The 14,573-nt window shown below is 75.8% G+C and carries 16 protein-coding genes; 7 read left to right on the forward strand and 9 right to left on the reverse strand.

Translation table 11 applies throughout. From position 1 onward, the window contains the following. Nucleotides 1–883 (forward strand): hypothetical protein (locus ABWI07_RS39570; protein WP_353821660.1); only part of this gene is annotated, 883 nt, incomplete at its 5' end. Nucleotides 884–1,008: 125 nt separating this feature from the next. Then, entirely contained in the window at nt 1,009–2,124 is a 1,116-nt protein-coding gene (locus ABWI07_RS39575) for a helix-turn-helix transcriptional regulator (RefSeq protein WP_149258494.1), read from the forward strand. Nucleotides 2,125–2,135: 11 nt separating this feature from the next. Here the strand turns inward: ABWI07_RS39575 and ABWI07_RS39580 are convergent, their stop codons facing one another. From ABWI07_RS39580 to ABWI07_RS39590, 3 genes are all read right to left on the reverse strand, one after another. Further along, complete coding sequence (locus ABWI07_RS39580) at nt 2,136–2,645, reverse strand: ATP-binding protein (protein WP_149258495.1); 510 nt, start codon at nt 2,643–2,645, stop codon at nt 2,136–2,138. Between the two features lie 608 nt (nt 2,646–3,253). Further along, nucleotides 3,254–4,123 carry a PhzF family phenazine biosynthesis protein gene (locus ABWI07_RS39585; protein ID WP_353821661.1) on the reverse strand — a complete coding sequence of 290 codons (870 nt, stop codon included), beginning with the start codon at nt 4,121–4,123 and terminating at the stop codon, nt 3,254–3,256. A 58-nt stretch (nt 4,124–4,181) separates the two neighbouring features. Then, nucleotides 4,182–4,475, reverse strand: a complete 294-nt coding sequence (locus ABWI07_RS39590; protein WP_149258497.1) for a DUF1330 domain-containing protein — start codon at nt 4,473–4,475, stop codon at nt 4,182–4,184. Nucleotides 4,476–4,715: 240 nt separating this feature from the next. Here ABWI07_RS39590 and ABWI07_RS39595 point away from each other — a divergent pair, with 240 nt between their 5' ends. Further along, the gene (locus ABWI07_RS39595; protein ID WP_353821662.1) at nt 4,716–5,069 is read left to right on the forward strand and encodes a winged helix-turn-helix transcriptional regulator; all 354 of its coding nucleotides are present in this window, start codon (nt 4,716–4,718) and stop codon (nt 5,067–5,069) included. Nucleotides 5,070–5,339: 270 nt separating this feature from the next. Here the strand turns inward: ABWI07_RS39595 and ABWI07_RS39600 are convergent, their stop codons facing one another. Together ABWI07_RS39600 and ABWI07_RS39605 are read right to left on the reverse strand one after the other, a co-directional pair. Then, the gene (locus ABWI07_RS39600; RefSeq protein ID WP_149258499.1) at nt 5,340–5,540 is read right to left on the reverse strand and encodes a DUF3040 domain-containing protein; all 201 of its coding nucleotides are present in this window, start codon (nt 5,538–5,540) and stop codon (nt 5,340–5,342) included. A 58-nt stretch (nt 5,541–5,598) separates the two neighbouring features. Continuing rightward, nucleotides 5,599–7,221 (reverse strand): glycoside hydrolase family 10-like protein, encoded by a 1,623-nt coding sequence (locus ABWI07_RS39605; protein WP_353821663.1) that lies wholly within the window; start codon nt 7,219–7,221, stop codon nt 5,599–5,601. Between the two features lie 164 nt (nt 7,222–7,385). Between ABWI07_RS39605 and ABWI07_RS39610 the strand changes: the two genes are divergently transcribed. Next, complete coding sequence (locus tag ABWI07_RS39610) at nt 7,386–8,414, forward strand: Rv2578c family radical SAM protein (protein WP_149258501.1); 1,029 nt, start codon at nt 7,386–7,388, stop codon at nt 8,412–8,414. A gap of 27 nt (nt 8,415–8,441) precedes the next feature. On the opposite strand, the gene ABWI07_RS39615 is transcribed toward ABWI07_RS39610, so the two are convergent. Continuing rightward, on the reverse strand, nt 8,442–9,248 hold the full coding sequence (locus ABWI07_RS39615) for an NAD(P)H-dependent oxidoreductase (RefSeq protein ID WP_353821664.1): 807 nt from the start codon (nt 9,246–9,248) through the stop codon (nt 8,442–8,444). Nucleotides 9,249–9,410: 162 nt separating this feature from the next. On the opposite strand from ABWI07_RS39615, the gene ABWI07_RS39620 reads away from it, so the two are divergent. Then, nucleotides 9,411–10,421 (forward strand): GlxA family transcriptional regulator, encoded by a 1,011-nt coding sequence (locus ABWI07_RS39620; RefSeq protein ID WP_353821665.1) that lies wholly within the window; start codon nt 9,411–9,413, stop codon nt 10,419–10,421. Between the two features lie 25 nt (nt 10,422–10,446). On the opposite strand, the gene ABWI07_RS39625 is transcribed toward ABWI07_RS39620, so the two are convergent. From ABWI07_RS39625 to ABWI07_RS39635, 3 genes are all read right to left on the reverse strand, one after another. Continuing rightward, nucleotides 10,447–11,436, reverse strand: coding sequence for a S1C family serine protease (locus ABWI07_RS39625; protein WP_149258504.1), 990 nt, complete (start codon nt 11,434–11,436; stop codon nt 10,447–10,449). A gap of 61 nt (nt 11,437–11,497) precedes the next feature. Next, on the reverse strand, nt 11,498–12,112 hold the full coding sequence (locus tag ABWI07_RS39630) for a GNAT family N-acetyltransferase (RefSeq protein WP_353821666.1): 615 nt from the start codon (nt 12,110–12,112) through the stop codon (nt 11,498–11,500). A gap of 13 nt (nt 12,113–12,125) precedes the next feature. Further along, complete coding sequence (locus tag ABWI07_RS39635) at nt 12,126–12,926, reverse strand: SDR family NAD(P)-dependent oxidoreductase (protein ID WP_353821667.1); 801 nt, start codon at nt 12,924–12,926, stop codon at nt 12,126–12,128. Nucleotides 12,927–13,013: 87 nt separating this feature from the next. Here ABWI07_RS39635 and ABWI07_RS39640 point away from each other — a divergent pair, with 87 nt between their 5' ends. Together ABWI07_RS39640 and ABWI07_RS39645 are read left to right on the forward strand one after the other, a co-directional pair. Then, complete coding sequence (locus tag ABWI07_RS39640; protein WP_353821668.1) at nt 13,014–13,718, forward strand: spermine/spermidine synthase domain-containing protein; 705 nt, start codon at nt 13,014–13,016, stop codon at nt 13,716–13,718. Nucleotides 13,719–13,866: 148 nt separating this feature from the next. Next, nucleotides 13,867–14,454: a biotin transporter BioY gene (locus ABWI07_RS39645; protein ID WP_149258508.1), complete on the forward strand. Its 588-nt coding sequence runs from the start codon at nt 13,867–13,869 to the stop codon at nt 14,452–14,454. Nucleotides 14,455–14,573 lie beyond the last annotated feature (119 nt).

Consider the following 14,573-nt stretch of genomic DNA (forward strand, 5'->3'; position numbering starts at 1 on the left):
GCCCGCGCCGCACGCCGACCTGCCGCCGCCTCCGGCGCCGGTGCCCGAGCCGCCGCCCCCGCTGCCGCCCGCGCCCGTGCCCGAGCAGGCCCCGCAGGTCGCCGAGGCCTACGGCGTCCGGTTCCTGTGCGGCGCCGACGACATCGAGCGCGTGGTCACCGAGGTGCGGCGGCGCGGCAAGTGGGCGCGGCGGCTGCGCGGCCAGGAGGTCTCGAGCGCGTCGGCGCCGGCGCTGCTGCTGATCGGCGCGCCGTCCAGCGGGCAGCGGCGGTTGGCGCGGATGGTGGCCCGCGCGCTGGCGGAGGTCGAGGCCTCCAGCGGCGAGGTCCACGCCGTCCACGCCGAGGACCTGCGCGAGCACGGCCCCGACGGGCTGCGGGCCGCGCTGGAGGAGCACTCCGGCCACGTCCTGCTGCTGGACGGCCTGGACGGGCTGATCCTGGACGAGGCGCAGGGCCCGGCCTACGCCTCGGTGCTGTACCGGACGCGGCTGGAGGGCGTGAACGACACCGCGCTGCTCGGCACGTGCGAGCCCGACCGCGTCGGTGAGCTGTCGGCGGCGTCGCCGGAGCTGGTGACCGACCTGCGGGCGGTGCCGCTGCCGGACCTGTCGGGCGCGCAGGCGCGCGCGGCGCTGGTGCGGCTGCTGGCCGAGGAGCGCAGCCTGCGGCTCGGGTCGGACGCCTGGGCCGTGGTGAACCGCGAGGTCGGCTCGCTGCGGCCGCGGGGCAGGCTGACCGGCGCGCGGCTCGTGGAGGCCTACCTCGACCGCGCCGCGCAGCGGCATCTGGGCAGCGCGGAGGCGACGCAGGCGATCGGCAGCGCGCTGTCGCTGACGGCGGCCGACTTCCAGGGCCTGGCGGTGGAGCTGTCGGGCCGCTGACCCGCGCCGCACCGGCCCCGTCCACCGGGGCCCGGTGCGGCGCGAGGCCCGAAAACCCTTGCCGGTAAGGGTTTTAAGCCCCTTCGGAAGGGTGCGAGGGCGGCGGACGGGGTCACGATGGGTGCGTGGATCGCGTAGATCGGCTGCTGGCGCTCGTCGCGGAGCTGCGTGCGGCCTCCCCCGACCCGCTGGACCCGGCGGTGCTGGCCGCGCGGCTCGGGGTCAGCGAGCGGACCGTCCGCCGCGACCTGGAGCTGCTGACGCACGGCGGGCTGCCGGTGCGGGCGGAGAAGGGCCGCGGGTACGCGCTGCCCGAGTCCGCCGCCCGCGAGCCGCTGTCGGAGGTGGGCTCGCTGCTGGGCCCGGTGCACGACACGCTCGCCGAGGCGGTCCGCACCCGCCGGGTCGTGCGGCTGGCCTACACCGACCAGGCGGGGGCGCGCAGCTTCCGCGACGTCGAGGCGCACGGCCTGGTCGTGGCCCCCTACGGGGAGTACCTGGTGGGGTGGTGCCGGATGCGCGACGGGCCGCGGATGTTCCGGCTCGACCGGATCGGCGCGGCGTTCCTGTCGGGGCGGGGCGCGGAGGTGCGGGATCTGGACGAGCTGCTGGCGGCGCTGCGGGTGCCGATGCCGCGCCCTGCGGCAGAGGCGGGGCCGCGGGGCCCGGCGGGCGCGGCGCGGGCCCGGGCGTGGACGCTGGACCGGCTGGAGTCGGTGCGGACGCGGCTGCGCGACGCCGCCGCGGAGGTCCGCGGCGGCGGCGCGGGCGCGGCGGCGCTGCGCGGGGTGCTGGGGCATCTGGCCGAGTGGACGCGCTGGCAGGTGGCGGCGATCCGGTCGGCGGCGACGGGTGAGGACCCGGTGCTGGAGGGCCGCCCCCCGGCGTTCCCGCCCGCCTTCGGGCGGGAGATGCCCTATGACGCGCGGGAGCGGATGATCCAGGACGCGATGGCGCTGCGGTCGCTGAGCGACCTGGCGCGCGATCTGCGGCAGGTGCTGGAGGCGGTCGCGCACTGGGCCGCCGATTGCGACGACGCGCTGTGGGAGGCCGAGCTGCCCGATCCGCGCCCGTACGGGCCGCCGGGCCCGCCGCGTCCCCTGGCGGATCTGCTGGCGGGCTGGCGGGGCCCGCTCGCCCACATCGAGTGGCATCTGGACCGGCTCACCGACGAGCCGCCGCCTCCGGCGGGCGACGACGAGGACGTGTGGGTCGTGGACCGCTGCCCCCTGCAGGCCTGACCCGGGCGGGTTCAGTCGGCCGGGGTGTCGACGGCGAGGGCGGGGGTGTCCAGGGGGTCGAGGTCGCGGGTGAACCAGACGGCCTTGCCCGGCGGCGCGGGCCGGGCGCCGAACTCGGTGGCGAGGGAGGCGACCAGCAGCAGCCCGCGGCCGGCCTCGGACCAGTCCAGGACGGGGGGCGGCGCGCCGGGCGCGCCCGGCGCGCGGGGGTCGGCGTCGCCGACCTCGCCGGTGAGGCGGACCCCCGCCCGGGTGGCGTCCAGGCGCAGGGCGAGGCGCACGGGCCCGGCGCCGTGCACGACGGCGTTGGTGACGAGCTCGTCCACGATGAGGACGATGTCGTCGGTGTCGTCGGGGCCTGTGACGCGCCACCGCCGCAGTGTCCGGCGGGTGAGCTCGCGTGCCCGGGCCGCGGCGCGGGGCCCGGTGTCCAGATCCCAGGCCATCGCCACGCCGCCGTCGTCCCTGCCGGTGGTTCCGCCGCCCGCAGGCCTCGTGGTCCCCGTCCCCGTGGTGCGCACTTCCCCGTCTCCTCACCTGTGCCGGGTTTCGCCGCCGGTGCTCGCGGTCGTGCGGGCCCCCCGCGTGGCGACCGGGCGGTCTCCCCGCATTTCCCGCATGACTCATATTCGTGGACGCGTCTGCGGGCGGACCGGTGCACGGGCGCAGGCAACCCTCACCGCGGGGTGAGGTGAAGTTCACATGCGGGGTGGCGATGGAGGAGGCACCCGCGCGGAGCCGCTACAGTGGGTGCGTCGGTGTGGCATGTGTCCCCCGGGCTCTACCTGATGCCTTCGGGGAATACCGCCGGTCCCATGCGGTCCGGGCTGGAGCTTCGTTGTGCCTTTCGCCGTGAGGCGACCACCACACCGGCTTGAACGCCAAGGCCCCGGCGGGCTCGCCCCGCCGGGGCCTTGGCGTTCGCACGTCCCACGGACCCTCCTGCCGCCCAGCAGGTGGGCGGTCAGCCGCCGGGAGACCGGCGAGCCGGGCGAGATGGCCCTGATCTACGACCGCGCCCGCTGACCCGGCCGGGCGGCGGCGTCCGCCTGACCGGCCCGCGAGGACGATTGGACCGAGTTTTGGCGGTAGCTCGACCGGGATGAGGAGGACGGTCAAGTCGTCGCCCTCAGTGTCCGTCGCGGACCACCGCCAACCCGCCGACCCGGGTGGTGATGCCCGCAGGCCCGCGCCGGGCCGAAGCGAGCACGCTGGCCGGTCGACCGAGGGTGTCCCCCTGCTCCACCTCGATCGCGACCCTCTGCGCCCCTGTCGTGTCGAGCAGGTGGGCGGCCAGGCAGCCGGTGCTGTTGGCGTTGGCGACGTCCTCGTCGACACCGATCGCCGGCGCGAACATCCGCGCCGCACCCGGTCGGTCGCCCACCGGCGGTACGTACACGAAACAGCCGAGGAGCCCGTACCGCCGGCACGCCGCCGTCAGCCTGCCGAGGTGGGGGCGGGCTCGGAGCAGCGCCGACCGGTCGTTTACCGGTACCAGCATGCGCGGGGCGCCGGGCGCGGCGATCCGTGGCGCGTCGGTCGGATGCGGATCGTCCGCGGTGAGCCCGAGCGCGGCGACGATCGCGGCGCGCTCGTCCGGTGCCGGGTGACGCAGCGCGACGAGGCCCTGGTCGAACCACACCTCGATGCCGGCGGGGCGGCGGATCGCGACGGTGTCGAACGTGCGCCCGCCGGTGTGTTGGCGGTCGTTCAGTTCGCCCAGCGCGGTGCGGGTCAACCGGACGGCCTGCGCGGCAACGGTGCCGTGGCCGCAGCCGGAAAGTTCGGCGGTGGCGGTGAAGAACCGGACCGGCCGGCCACCGTCCGGCGTCTGCCCCGGGCCGAGGAACGCCGCGTGCGAGGTGCCGGCCGCAGCGGCGACCGCACGCCGGTCCGCGTCCGTCGCCGCCGGGTCGTCGTCGGTGACGGCCGTGGGGCTGCCGCCCCGGCCGTCGCGCCGCACGCACGCATCGACCACCGTGACATCCGGCCAGGACATCGGCCCACCTTTGACGCTCAACTGACGCTCGATGCTCGGAGATGGCTGGGCCCGTCCTTCAGCCGATGCCTTCGATGATGCGGAAGTCGCGCTCGACGCTGTCGGAGAGGACCACCAGCGCCTTCTGGTATGCCTCGCTCTCGTATGCCGCGACGGCCTGTTCGAAGCTGTCGAACTCGATCAGAATGACGCGTTGCGTGTTTCCGGCTTCGTGGGCGACGACTCGGCTGCCACGGGACAGGAGCCGCCCGCCGCCGGCTCGGACGGCCGGACCGGCCAGCTTGTCGTAGGCGGTCAGCTTCTCAGGGTCGGAAATGGCGCGGTAGACACTGACCCAGTAGCCCTTGGCCATGGGGACCTCCTGTGTTCGGCCGGACATGTCCGACTTCGAATTGACGCTCGGATTGTTCGATCCCGGCGACGGAGCACCGGGCGTTTGCGAGGACGTGCCGATACGGCCGGGTTCGGCTCTGCCGCCCGCGGCTGCCGGGCCGCGTCCCGGCGCCGCCTTCCTCAGTGCTTCGGAAATCGAATCGACGGATACACGATAGTGTGTCGGATATCGAAGCAGCAAGATGGGACGGTACGACGGATGGCGGCACCCAGGCCGGGACGGGCGGTCCGAGGGTCGAGCACCGGCCGGCCGCTGATGGCCGCCCTCGACCTGTTCGGCCGCAGGTGGAACCTGCGGATCGTCTGGGAACTGCAACACGGGCCGGTCGGGTTCCGCGCGCTGCAGGAGCGCTGCGACGACATGTCCTCCAGCGTGCTGCGGCAACGGCTGACCGAGCTGCTCGACGCCTCCCTCGTCGAGCAGCTTCCGGACACCACCTACGCCCTCACCGAGCTGGGCCACGGCGCCCGCCGCGCGCTGCGCCCGCTCGTCCGGTGGTCCGCGGAGTGGGCCGCGACCCTCTCCGCCTCCGGCTCCGAAGACGCCCGCTAGCGCTTCTGGTATCGAAGCACCAGCGTCATGCGGCCGCGAGGAGGCCGAGTGCGGGAATCAGCGGTAGGCGCCAGCGGTCGGCCGCGAGTTGGGCCCGCCGTCACCGAACCGTCGTCGCCCCGGCGGAGCTGCAGCCAGAACCCGGTCCGATCCCTCCTCGCGGGCCGACTTGGGCGGCCGGCGGCGTGCTCAAGCCGCCGCCGCGGGCGCCTCGCGGGCGCGGGCCCTGCCGGGTGGCTGGGTAGCGGGAGGCGGCGGGGCGGGGTGGGGTTAGAGGAGGGCGGCGGCGATTCCGGCGGCTACGGCGGCCAGGACGATGAGGGCGGCGGCCGCGGCGAGGGCGATCGTGCGGGCGCGGCGGGCGCGGGGGGTGCCGAGGCGTGCGAGGCGCTGGGCCAGGCGGGGGTCGTCCTCGCTCAGGCGGACCTCGATCTGGCTGAGGATCCGCTGCTCCTCCATCGACAGCGCCATGCTTCATACCTCCGGGGGGTGGTCAGGTGACAGGATTCCTGCCCACGGACCATGATCATTATCCCTCGGGGGCGGTGGCCGTCGCGCCGCGTCCGGGTCGGCTCTCGTGGTGGAGCCGGTCAAGGGCGGTGACGTAGTAGGTGTAGGAGCGGCCGGGCTTGGCGGCGGGGTCGATGATGCCGCCGCCGCGGACGTCGGCGATGAGGTCGCGGGGGCGGACGGGGGCGCAGCCGGGCTTGCCGCCCTCGACCCGGTAGACGGCGTAGGAGACCGCGCCCTGCGAGGTCCGCCAGGTGACCTTCACGCCCTTGCCGTCCTTGCCGGAGGCCGGGACGGCGGCGGTGCCCTGCACCGAGGGGGGCGCCTGCCCGCCGCGGCGGGCGGGGACGGGCGGGACGGCGGGGCGGGAGTAGTGGTCCTCGCGGAGGCGGGCGGCGAACCCGCGCCGGTTGGCGGCGAGGTCGGAGGCGCTGAAGAACACGTCGCCGCCGATCTGCGGGTACCGGGCGTTGAGGGCGAGGTGGCGCGACAGTTCGGCGGGCTTGCGCCAGGTCGCGTCCTCGCCGACGCGGTAGGCGGCCTGGCCGATGGTCAGCTGGACGCCGGTGCCCTCGACCTGGCGGGCCCACCAGGGGGCGAGCTCGGCGTAGTCGGCGCGGGGGTCGCCGATGGGCCAGTACAGCTGGGGGGTGACGTAGTCGAGCCACCCCTTTTTGATCCATTTGCGGGTGTCGGCGTAGATGTCGTCGTAGCTCTGCAGGGCGGAGGTGGACGACCCGGCGGGGTCGCTGCTCTTGTTGCGCCACACGCCGAAGGGGCTGATGCCGAACCGCACCCATGGCTTGGCGGCGTGGATGCGGGCCGACAGCGACTCGACGAGGGTGTCGACGTTGCGGCGGCGCCAGTCGGCCCTCTTCATGCCGTCGCCGTAGGCCTTGTAGGCGGCGTCGTCGGGGAAGTCGCCGTCCTCGGGGTAGGGGTAGAAGTAGTCGTCGAAGTGGACGGCGTCGATGTCGTACTTGCCGACGACGTCCATGACGGCCTTGGTCGCCAGGTCGCGGACCTGGGGCAGGCCCGGGTCGTACCACAGGCCCTTGCCGTACTTGCGGACCCAGTCGGGGTGCTGCCGGGCGGGGCTCTTGGGCGACAGCTTCTTCAGGTCGGCCTGGCGGGACACGCGGTAGGGGTTGAACCAGGCGTGGAACTCCAGGTTGCGGGCGTGGGCCTCCTTGAGCATGAACGCCAGCGCGTCGTAGCCGGGGTCCTTGCCCTGGGTGCCGGTGAGCCACTGCGACCACGGCTCGTACGGGGAGGGGTAGAACGCGTCGGAGTTGGGGCGGATCTGGACGAACACCGCGTTCATGTTCATCGCGGTGGCGGTGTCGAGGAGCCGGGTGAACTGCTTCTTCTGGTCGGCGGCGGAGGCGCCGGGGTCCTTGGGCCAGTCGGTGTTGCCGACGCTGGCGATCCACATGCCGCGCAGCTGCCGCCCCTTGGCGCCGTCGGGCGCGGGGACGCCCGGGCACTCGGCCCTGGCGTCGGGGGGCACGGGCCCGCGGGCGCCGTCCTCGCGCCCGCCCGTGCCGCCGAGGGCGGTGATGCCGCAGGCGGCGAGCGCGCCCGCCGACACTCCCGCCGTCAACGCCGCCGCCGCTTGCCGGGTCCTCGATCGCCATGCCATAGCGGCCCATTGTTACGCACGCGCCGCGATGCCATGGACGAAACAGCGATGCCCGTGTGATCCCCCACTGTCCCGTTATGCCCGATCCTCTGCATTGCGATCTTCGAACACGCGTTCCATACTGGCCGGACGGTTCATCGATCACACGTTCGAGGAGGTGGGGCATGCGCTGGGATCATCTCCGGCTGGACGAGGCCGGCGTGCCCGGCGGGCAGGCGCCGCCGCTGATCGAGCGCGGCGCGGTGGCCCGCACGTTCGACACCCCGGAGTTCCGCGGTATGACCTTCTACGAGGTCCGCGCCAGGACGATCGTCAACAAGGTGCCGGAGGCGTCCCGCGTCCCGTTCCGCTGGACGGTCAACCCCTACCGGGGATGCTCACATGCCTGCATTTACTGCTTTGCCAGAAAAACCCATGAATACCTCGACATGGATGCGGGTGCGGACTTCGACTCGCGGATCGTGGTCAAGGTCAACGCCGCCGAGCGGGTGCGGGCGGAGCTGGCGGCGCCGCGGTGGCGGGGCGAGCACATCGCGATGGGCACCAACGTCGACTGCTACCAGCGCGCCGAGGGCCGCTACCGGCTGATGCCGGGCGTCCTGGCGGCGCTGACGGAGGCGGCCAACCCGTTCTCGATCCTGACCAAGGGGTCGTTGATCCTGCGCGACCTGCCGCTGCTGCGGGAGGCGGCCGCCCGCACGCGGGTGAGCACGGCGGTGTCGGTCGGCTCGGTCGACCGCGACCTGTGGCGAGCGGTGGAGCCGGGCACGCCGCCGCCCCGCCGGCGGCTGGAGGTGTGCGCGGTGCTGAACGAGGCGGGCATCGGCTGCGGCGTGCTGATGGGCCCGGTGATCCCCTACCTGTCGGACTCCCCCGCGCAGCTGGAGGCGGCGGTCCGGCAGATCGCCGACGCGGGCGCCACGTCGGTGTCGGCGATCACGCTGCACCTGCGCCCCGGGGCCCGGGAGTGGTTCCTGTCCTGGCTGCGCGAGCACCATCCCGACCTGGTGGTCCCCTACGCGCGCCTGTACCGCGGCGGCGCCTACGCTCCACGCGAGTACCAGGAGCGGATCGCGCGGCGTGTCCGCGAGCTGGCCGCCCGGTACGGCGTCGGCGGCCGCGCGACGCACCGGCCCGCCCGCACGCCTCCCCCGCCACCGCCTCCTCGGCCGGAGCAGCTCGCCCTCCTGTGACCCGCGGAACCGGGTCCGCAGGCGCGATCAGCGGCGGATCGCGCCCGGCGCCGGTGCGGGCTCCGGGGTGGGGCGGCGGTGGATGGAGGGGGCGGCGCGGCCGGGGGCCAGGTGGGGGCGCAGGGTGAGGTCGTCGGTGTAGTCGCCGCCGCGCTCGGTGCGGTACGGGATGGGGTCGGCGGTGGGCAGGGCGTGCAGGCGGGCGTCGAGGGCGGCGGCGGCCGCGGCGTGGTCGGCGGGGGTGGCGCGGTCGGCGCCGGTGACGACCAGGGGCGGCAGGACGTCCATGCCGGTGTAGAACAGCGTGCCGTGCAGGAGGGGGAACAGCAGGTCCTCGGCGGCGCCGTGGACGCCGCGGGGGCCCAGGCCGGTGGAGCGGGCGCCGGCGGTGGTGACGACCAGTGCGCGGCGTCCGGCGAGGCCGCCGTCGCCGTAGCGGAGGGTGCGGCCTTCGTCGTCGGTGACGCCGAAGGCGAAGCCCTGGACGAAGACGCGGTCGAACCAGCCCTTCAGGATGGCGGGCATCCCGTACCACCACAGGGGGAACTGCACGACCAGCGCGTCCGCCCAGGTGATCTTGTCCTGTTCGGCGCGGATGTCGGGGGCCAGGGCGCCGGCGGCGTGGGCGCGTTCGGACGCGGCGCCGACGATGAGGCGGCTCGCGGGGTCGTGGCCGAAGTCGGCGGGGCCGACGAGGGGGTTCCAGCCCATCGCGTACAGGTCGGAGTGGCGGACGCGGTGCCCGTCGCGGCGCAGGGTGGCGGCGCCGCGGTCGCGCAGCGCGCCGTTGAGGGAGCGGCCCTCGGGGTGGGCGAAGATCCACAGGACGTTCACGGTGCTGTCTTCCTTCCCGGTTCGTCGGCTCCGGTGCCGGCTTTCTGGGTGCCGGCCTTCTCGGTCGGCTTGCTCGGTGGCGGCCGGTCCGGTGTCGATGCTGCCGGGCGGGGGGCGCCGAGGGTGAGTGGCCGGTCAGCCATGCTGTGCAAGGATCGGGCCATGGCGGGCGGGGTGCACCGGGTGGCGGTGGTGGTGCGCGAGGGTGTGCTGCCGATGGAGCTGGGGATCGTCCACCAGCTGTTCGGGCAGGCCCGGTCGGCGGGGGGCGCGGCGCTGTACGAGGTGGTGTCGTGCGCGGTGGAGCCGGGGGCGGTGCGGGCGGACGCCGATTTCGCGGTGGCGGTGCCGCACGGGCTGGAGGCGCTGGAGGCGGCGGACACGGTGGTCGTGCCGGCGTCGCACGTGCTGGACGAGACCCGTCCCGGGGACGGGCCGGTGCCGGGCGCGCTCGCGGCGGCGGCCGGGCGGGGCGCGCGGGTCGCGTCGGTGTGCACGGGCGCGTTCGTGCTGGCGGCGGCGGGGCTGCTGGAGGGGCGGCGGGCGACGACGCACTGGCTGTCGTGCGCCCGGCTGGCGGAGATGTTCCCGGGGGTGCGGGTGGACGCGGCGGTGCTGTTCGTCGACGAGGGCGCGGTGCTGACCTCGGCGGGCGAGGCGGCGGGCGTCGACCTGTGCCTGCACATGATCCGCCGCGACCACGGCGCGGCGGTGGCGGGGGACGTGGCGCGCCGCACGGTGGTGCCGCCGCACCGGGAGGGCGGGCAGGCGCAGTTCGTGGCGCTGCCGGTGCCGGAGTCGCGGGAGTCCTCGACGGGCGCGGCGCGGGCGTGGGCGCTGGAGCGGCTGGACCGCCCGGTGACGCTGGCGCGGCTGGCGGCGCGGTCGTCGATGAGCGTGCGGACGTTCACGCGCCGGTTCCGGCAGGAGACGGGCGTGTCGCCGCAGGTGTGGCTGGCGGCGCAGCGGGTGCAGGCGGCGCGGCGGCTGCTGGAGGAGACCGACCTGCCGGTGGACCGGGTCGCCGAGCGGGCGGGGTTCGGGACGGCGGCGTCGCTGCGCGCGCACCTGCACGCGGCGATCGGGGTGTCCCCCTCGTCCTACCGCGCGACGTTCCGCGGCCCCGAAGGCCCTGGAGGCCCGGAAGGACCACAGGATCCGGGCGGCGCGTAACCGGGGGTCAGGCGCGTACTGGGGGTCAGGCGCGTTCGGCGTCGAGCTCGACGGGTTCGGCGATGACGTCGACCATGGCGCCGTTGCGCAGCACGGTGATCGGCAGGGGCCGCCCGATGGCCTCGGCGAACATGAGCCGCTGCAGCGACTGGGCGTGGGAGACCGGCGCGCCGCCGGCGGTCAGGACCAGGTCGCCGCGGCGCAGCCCGGCCCGGTCGGCGGGGCCGGCGGGCACGACCTCGGCGACGCGCAGCGCGTCGTCCTGCCCGATCCGCTCGCGCAGCGCGGCGGGGACGGGGACGGGCGCGGCGGCCAGGCCTAGGTAGGCGCGGCGGACGCGGCCGTCGCGGATCAGGGCGGCGATGATGCGGCGGGTGGTGGCGTTGATCGGGACGGCCAGGCCCAGGCCGATCCCGGCGACGGCGGTGTTGACGCCGACGACGCGGCCGTGGGCGTCGGCGAGCGCGCCGCCGGAGTTGCCGGGGTTGAGGGCGGCGTCGGTCTGGATGACGTCCTCGATGACGCGGACGGCGGTGCCGCTGCGGGTGGGCTGGGAGGTCGGCAGCGACCGGCCGAGGGCGGACACGACGCCGGCGGTGACCGAGCCGGCGAGGCCGAGGGGGTTGCCGACGGCGACGACGAGCTGCCCGACGACCAGGGCGTCGCTGTCGCCGAGGGCGACCGGGTCGGGGACGGGCCCGTCGGCGCGCACGACGGCCAGGTCCGACAGGGGGTCGGCGCCGACGACGGTGAACGCGCCGGTGGCGCCGTCGGCGAACGCGGCCTGCCCGCCGGACGCGGCGCCGACGACGTGGGCGTTGGTGAGCAGGAACCCGTCGCCGGTGAACACGAAGCCCGACCCGGTGCCCTCGCCGCGGCGGCCGCGGACGCGCAGCGCCGCCACGCGCGGGGTCAGCTCGCGGGCGACGGAGGACACCACGCGGGAGTAGGCGTCCAGCGGCGGCTCGTCCCGCCCGGGCGGGGCCTGGCGGGGATCGCTGTCATGGGGGACCATCGCACCTCCCGATGATTACATCGTTACACGGTAACGGTGGGAGGGGAAGGGGTGTTCCCGGCTACCCCGCCGCGCCGGGGCCCGCGCCGTCCGGGGCGCCCCCGCCCTCGCCCGGCCCGTGCGGGTGCAGGTCGGAGCGCAGGAGGCTGTACAGGACCTCGTCGCGGTACCGGCCGCCGCGGAACCCCCATTCGCGCATGACGCCCTCGCGGGTGAAGCCCGCCTTCTCCAGGGCGCGCTGCTCGGCGAGGTTGCCGGTCTCGGTCTCGGCCTGGACGCGGTGGGCGGTGGTGTGCGCGAACAGGTACTCCGCCAGCAGGCGCTGCGCCCGCGACCCGGCGCCGTGGCCGCGCGCCTCGGGCAGCAGCGAGATCCCGATGCTCCAGCACCACGCCCGCCCCGCGGCGGCGAGGCGCCGGTAGGACACGATGCCGAGGAACGCGGCGCCGCGGGCGACGACGAGGGTGCCGGTGTCCTCGCCGAGCATGCCGTCGTCCTCCCAGCTGCGCCGGAACCTGCGGACATCGCGGAACCCCTGCCACAGGAACGGCGCGGCCAGTTCCGGGTCGCCGCGCAGCCGCTCGATGAGCGGCAGGTCGGCCTCGGCGACGGGCCGCAGCGCCACCCCGGCGCCGCGCACGGGCTGTCCGGTCCTGCCGGTGGAGGTCTCGTTCATGCCGCTCCCAAGGTCAGCGCAGGGTGGACAGGCCGCCGTCGACGTGCAGGACCTGCCCGGTGACGTAGGAGGCGCGCTTCGACAGCAGGAACACCGCGACGTCGGCGACCTCCCACGCCGTGCCCTGCCTGCGCATGGGGATCAGCCCCGCGACCCGGTCGCGGCTCGCGTTCCCGTCGGACGCGGCGCGCCCCATCACCGTGTCGATCAGGCCGGGCGCCACCACGTTGGCGCGCACCCCGCGCGGCGCGCCCTCGGCGGCGATGTGCCGCACCAGCCCGGTCAGGCCCGCCTTGGAGGCGTCGTAGGACGGCGACCGCGAGCCCGGCTTGGTCCCGGCCAGCGACCCGATGAACACCATCGCCCCGCCCGCCTCCAGCGCCGGCATCGCGGCCTTGCCGACCAGGAACGGCGCCCGCAGGTTGACCTGCAGGACGCGGTCCCAGTCGGCCAGCGCCGTGCCCGCCAGCCCGTACCCGACGCCGATCCCGGCGTTGAACACCACCCCGTCCAGGCCGCCGAGGCCCTCGGCGGCCTTCGTCACGACGGCGTCGCAGGACGCCGGGTCGGTGACGTCCGCCACCACCACCCGCGCCCGGCCGCCCTCCGCCTCGATCATCGCGGCGGTCTGCCCCGCGGAGTGCTCGTCGAGGTCGGCGCACGCCACCGCGGCGCCCTCCCGCGCGGCGGTGACCGCGATCGCGCGGCCGTTGCCGACCGGCGCGGCGGGATCGTCGCTGGGCCGCGTCCCCGCGCCGACGACCAGGATCCGGCGGCCCGGCAGCAGCCCGCCGGGCGGTGCGATCTCGGGCATGACCGGCACCGTAGCGGACGCCGCCGCCGACGCCCAGCCCCGGCCCGCCTCGCGCGGCAGGCCCTGCGCGGCGGCTAGGGTGCGGGCATGGGAACGGCTGCGGACGCGCGCGAGGAGCCCGTGGTGGTCGAGCGCGCCGCCGGACTGGGCGGCGAGCTGGTGCTGCGCCGCGCGGGCGGCGACTACGAGATCATCAGCAACGGCGTGTTCCTCATGGACACCCGCAACGGCGAGTCCGAGCGGCTGCTGGTCCGCGCCGCCCTCGAGGCGGCGGCGCGGCGCCCCGGCGGGCCCGCGCGGGTCCTCATCGGCGGCCTGGGCGTCGGGTTCTCCCTCGCCGAGGCCCTCACCCTCCCCGACGTGGCGCACGTCACCGTCGTCGAACGCGAACCCGCCGTCGTCGCCTGGCACGCCACCGCGCTGCGGCCCTGGTCCCGGGGCGCGCTCGACGACCCCCGCGTCACCGTCGAGCGCGCCGACCTGCTCGACTACGTCTCCGCCCCGGACGCGGGCCGCTTCGACGCGGTCTGCCTGGACATCGACAACGGCCCCGACTGGACCGTCACGCCCGGCAACGCCCGCCTCTACGCCGCCACCGGCCTGGACGCCCTCGCGGCGCTGCTGACGCCGCGCGGCGTGCTCGCGGTGTGGAGCGCCAACGCCGCGCCGGCGTTCGAGGCGCTGCTGCGCGACGGGTTCGCGGCCGTGGAGGTCCGCCCGGTCCCGGTGCCGCGCGGCGAACCCGACGTGGTCTACCTCGCCCGCGACCCGCGCACCCGCGCCTCCGCCTGACCGCGGCCGGACGCCGTCCGCGGCCGTCCGGCGCCGTCGAGGCACGGCGGCGACAAAGCGGCCCCGCCCGTTTCTGTAGGCCGCGCCGTCCACCCCGCGCCGGCCGTTCGCTAGGTTTCGGCCTGACACAACCGTTTTGGGAGGATCTGTGGCTACTGCCCACGCAGCCCGGCGGCGTCCCGCCGTCCTGGGCGACCTGCTGCCCGGCTCGCTGGCCCGCGACGCCGCGCTCGTCATCGGCGCGGCCGCGCTCGTCGGCGTCGCCGCGCAGATCGCGGTCCCGCTGCCCGGCACCCCCGTGCCGGTGACCGGGCAGACCTTCGCGGTGCTGCTCGCCGGCGCCGCCCTCGGCTTCGGCCGCGCCGGCCTGGGCATGCTGGTCTACCTGCTGGCCGGGATGGCCGGCGTCCCCTGGTTCACCGACGGCACCTCCGGCGCCGGGTTCCCCACGCTCGGCTACGTCATCGGGTTCGTCGCCGCCGGGGCCGCGGTCGGACGGCTCGCGCAGCTCGGCGGCGACCGCACCCCGCTGCGCACCATCGGGACCATGCTCGTCGGCACCGCCATCATGTACGCCGCCGGCGTCCCCTACCTGATGGCCGCCCTCCACGTCGACCTCGCCAAGGCGCTCGACCTCGGCGTCGTCCCCTTCCTGGCCGGCGACGCGCTGAAGGTCCTGCTTGCGGCCGGGCTGCTGCCCGCCGCATGGAAGATCACCGGCGCCGACCGCCGCTGACCCCAGCGCGCCCCCGCCCCCTCCCGCGCATGGGAACGGGACGGACGGGCATACGCGCAACCAGCACCGCCCAGGCCCGGGCGGCCCGGCACCACCGGGCCGCCCCGCCCGCCACCGGC

The organism is Actinomadura sp. NPDC000600 (genome assembly GCF_040492135.1).
Taxonomy (GTDB): Bacteria; Actinomycetota; Actinomycetes; order Streptosporangiales; family Streptosporangiaceae; genus Spirillospora.

Bases quoted from the DNA above. Each gene is read 5' to 3' on its own strand.
- ABWI07_RS39585 (WP_353821661.1), bottom strand. From the start codon at position 4,123: ATGTCCTGGCCGGATGTCACGGTGGTCGATGCGTGCGTGCGGCGCGAC.
- ABWI07_RS39590 (WP_149258497.1), bottom strand. From the start codon at position 4,475: ATGGCCAAGGGCTACTGGGTCAGTGTCTACCGCGCCATTTCCGACCCT.
- ABWI07_RS39595 (WP_353821662.1), top strand. From the start codon at position 4,716: ATGGCGGCACCCAGGCCGGGACGGGCGGTCCGAGGGTCGAGCACCGGC.
- ABWI07_RS39600 (WP_149258499.1), bottom strand. From the start codon at position 5,540: ATGGCGCTGTCGATGGAGGAGCAGCGGATCCTCAGCCAGATCGAGGTC.
- ABWI07_RS39605 (WP_353821663.1), bottom strand. From the start codon at position 7,221: ATGGCATGGCGATCGAGGACCCGGCAAGCGGCGGCGGCGTTGACGGCG.
- ABWI07_RS39610 (WP_149258501.1), top strand. From the start codon at position 7,386: ATGCGCTGGGATCATCTCCGGCTGGACGAGGCCGGCGTGCCCGGCGGG.
- ABWI07_RS39620 (WP_353821665.1), top strand. From the start codon at position 9,411: ATGGCGGGCGGGGTGCACCGGGTGGCGGTGGTGGTGCGCGAGGGTGTG.
- ABWI07_RS39625 (WP_149258504.1), bottom strand. From the start codon at position 11,436: ATGGTCCCCCATGACAGCGATCCCCGCCAGGCCCCGCCCGGGCGGGAC.
- ABWI07_RS39630 (WP_353821666.1), bottom strand. From the start codon at position 12,112: ATGAACGAGACCTCCACCGGCAGGACCGGACAGCCCGTGCGCGGCGCC.
- ABWI07_RS39635 (WP_353821667.1), bottom strand. From the start codon at position 12,926: ATGCCCGAGATCGCACCGCCCGGCGGGCTGCTGCCGGGCCGCCGGATC.
- ABWI07_RS39640 (WP_353821668.1), top strand. From the start codon at position 13,014: ATGGGAACGGCTGCGGACGCGCGCGAGGAGCCCGTGGTGGTCGAGCGC.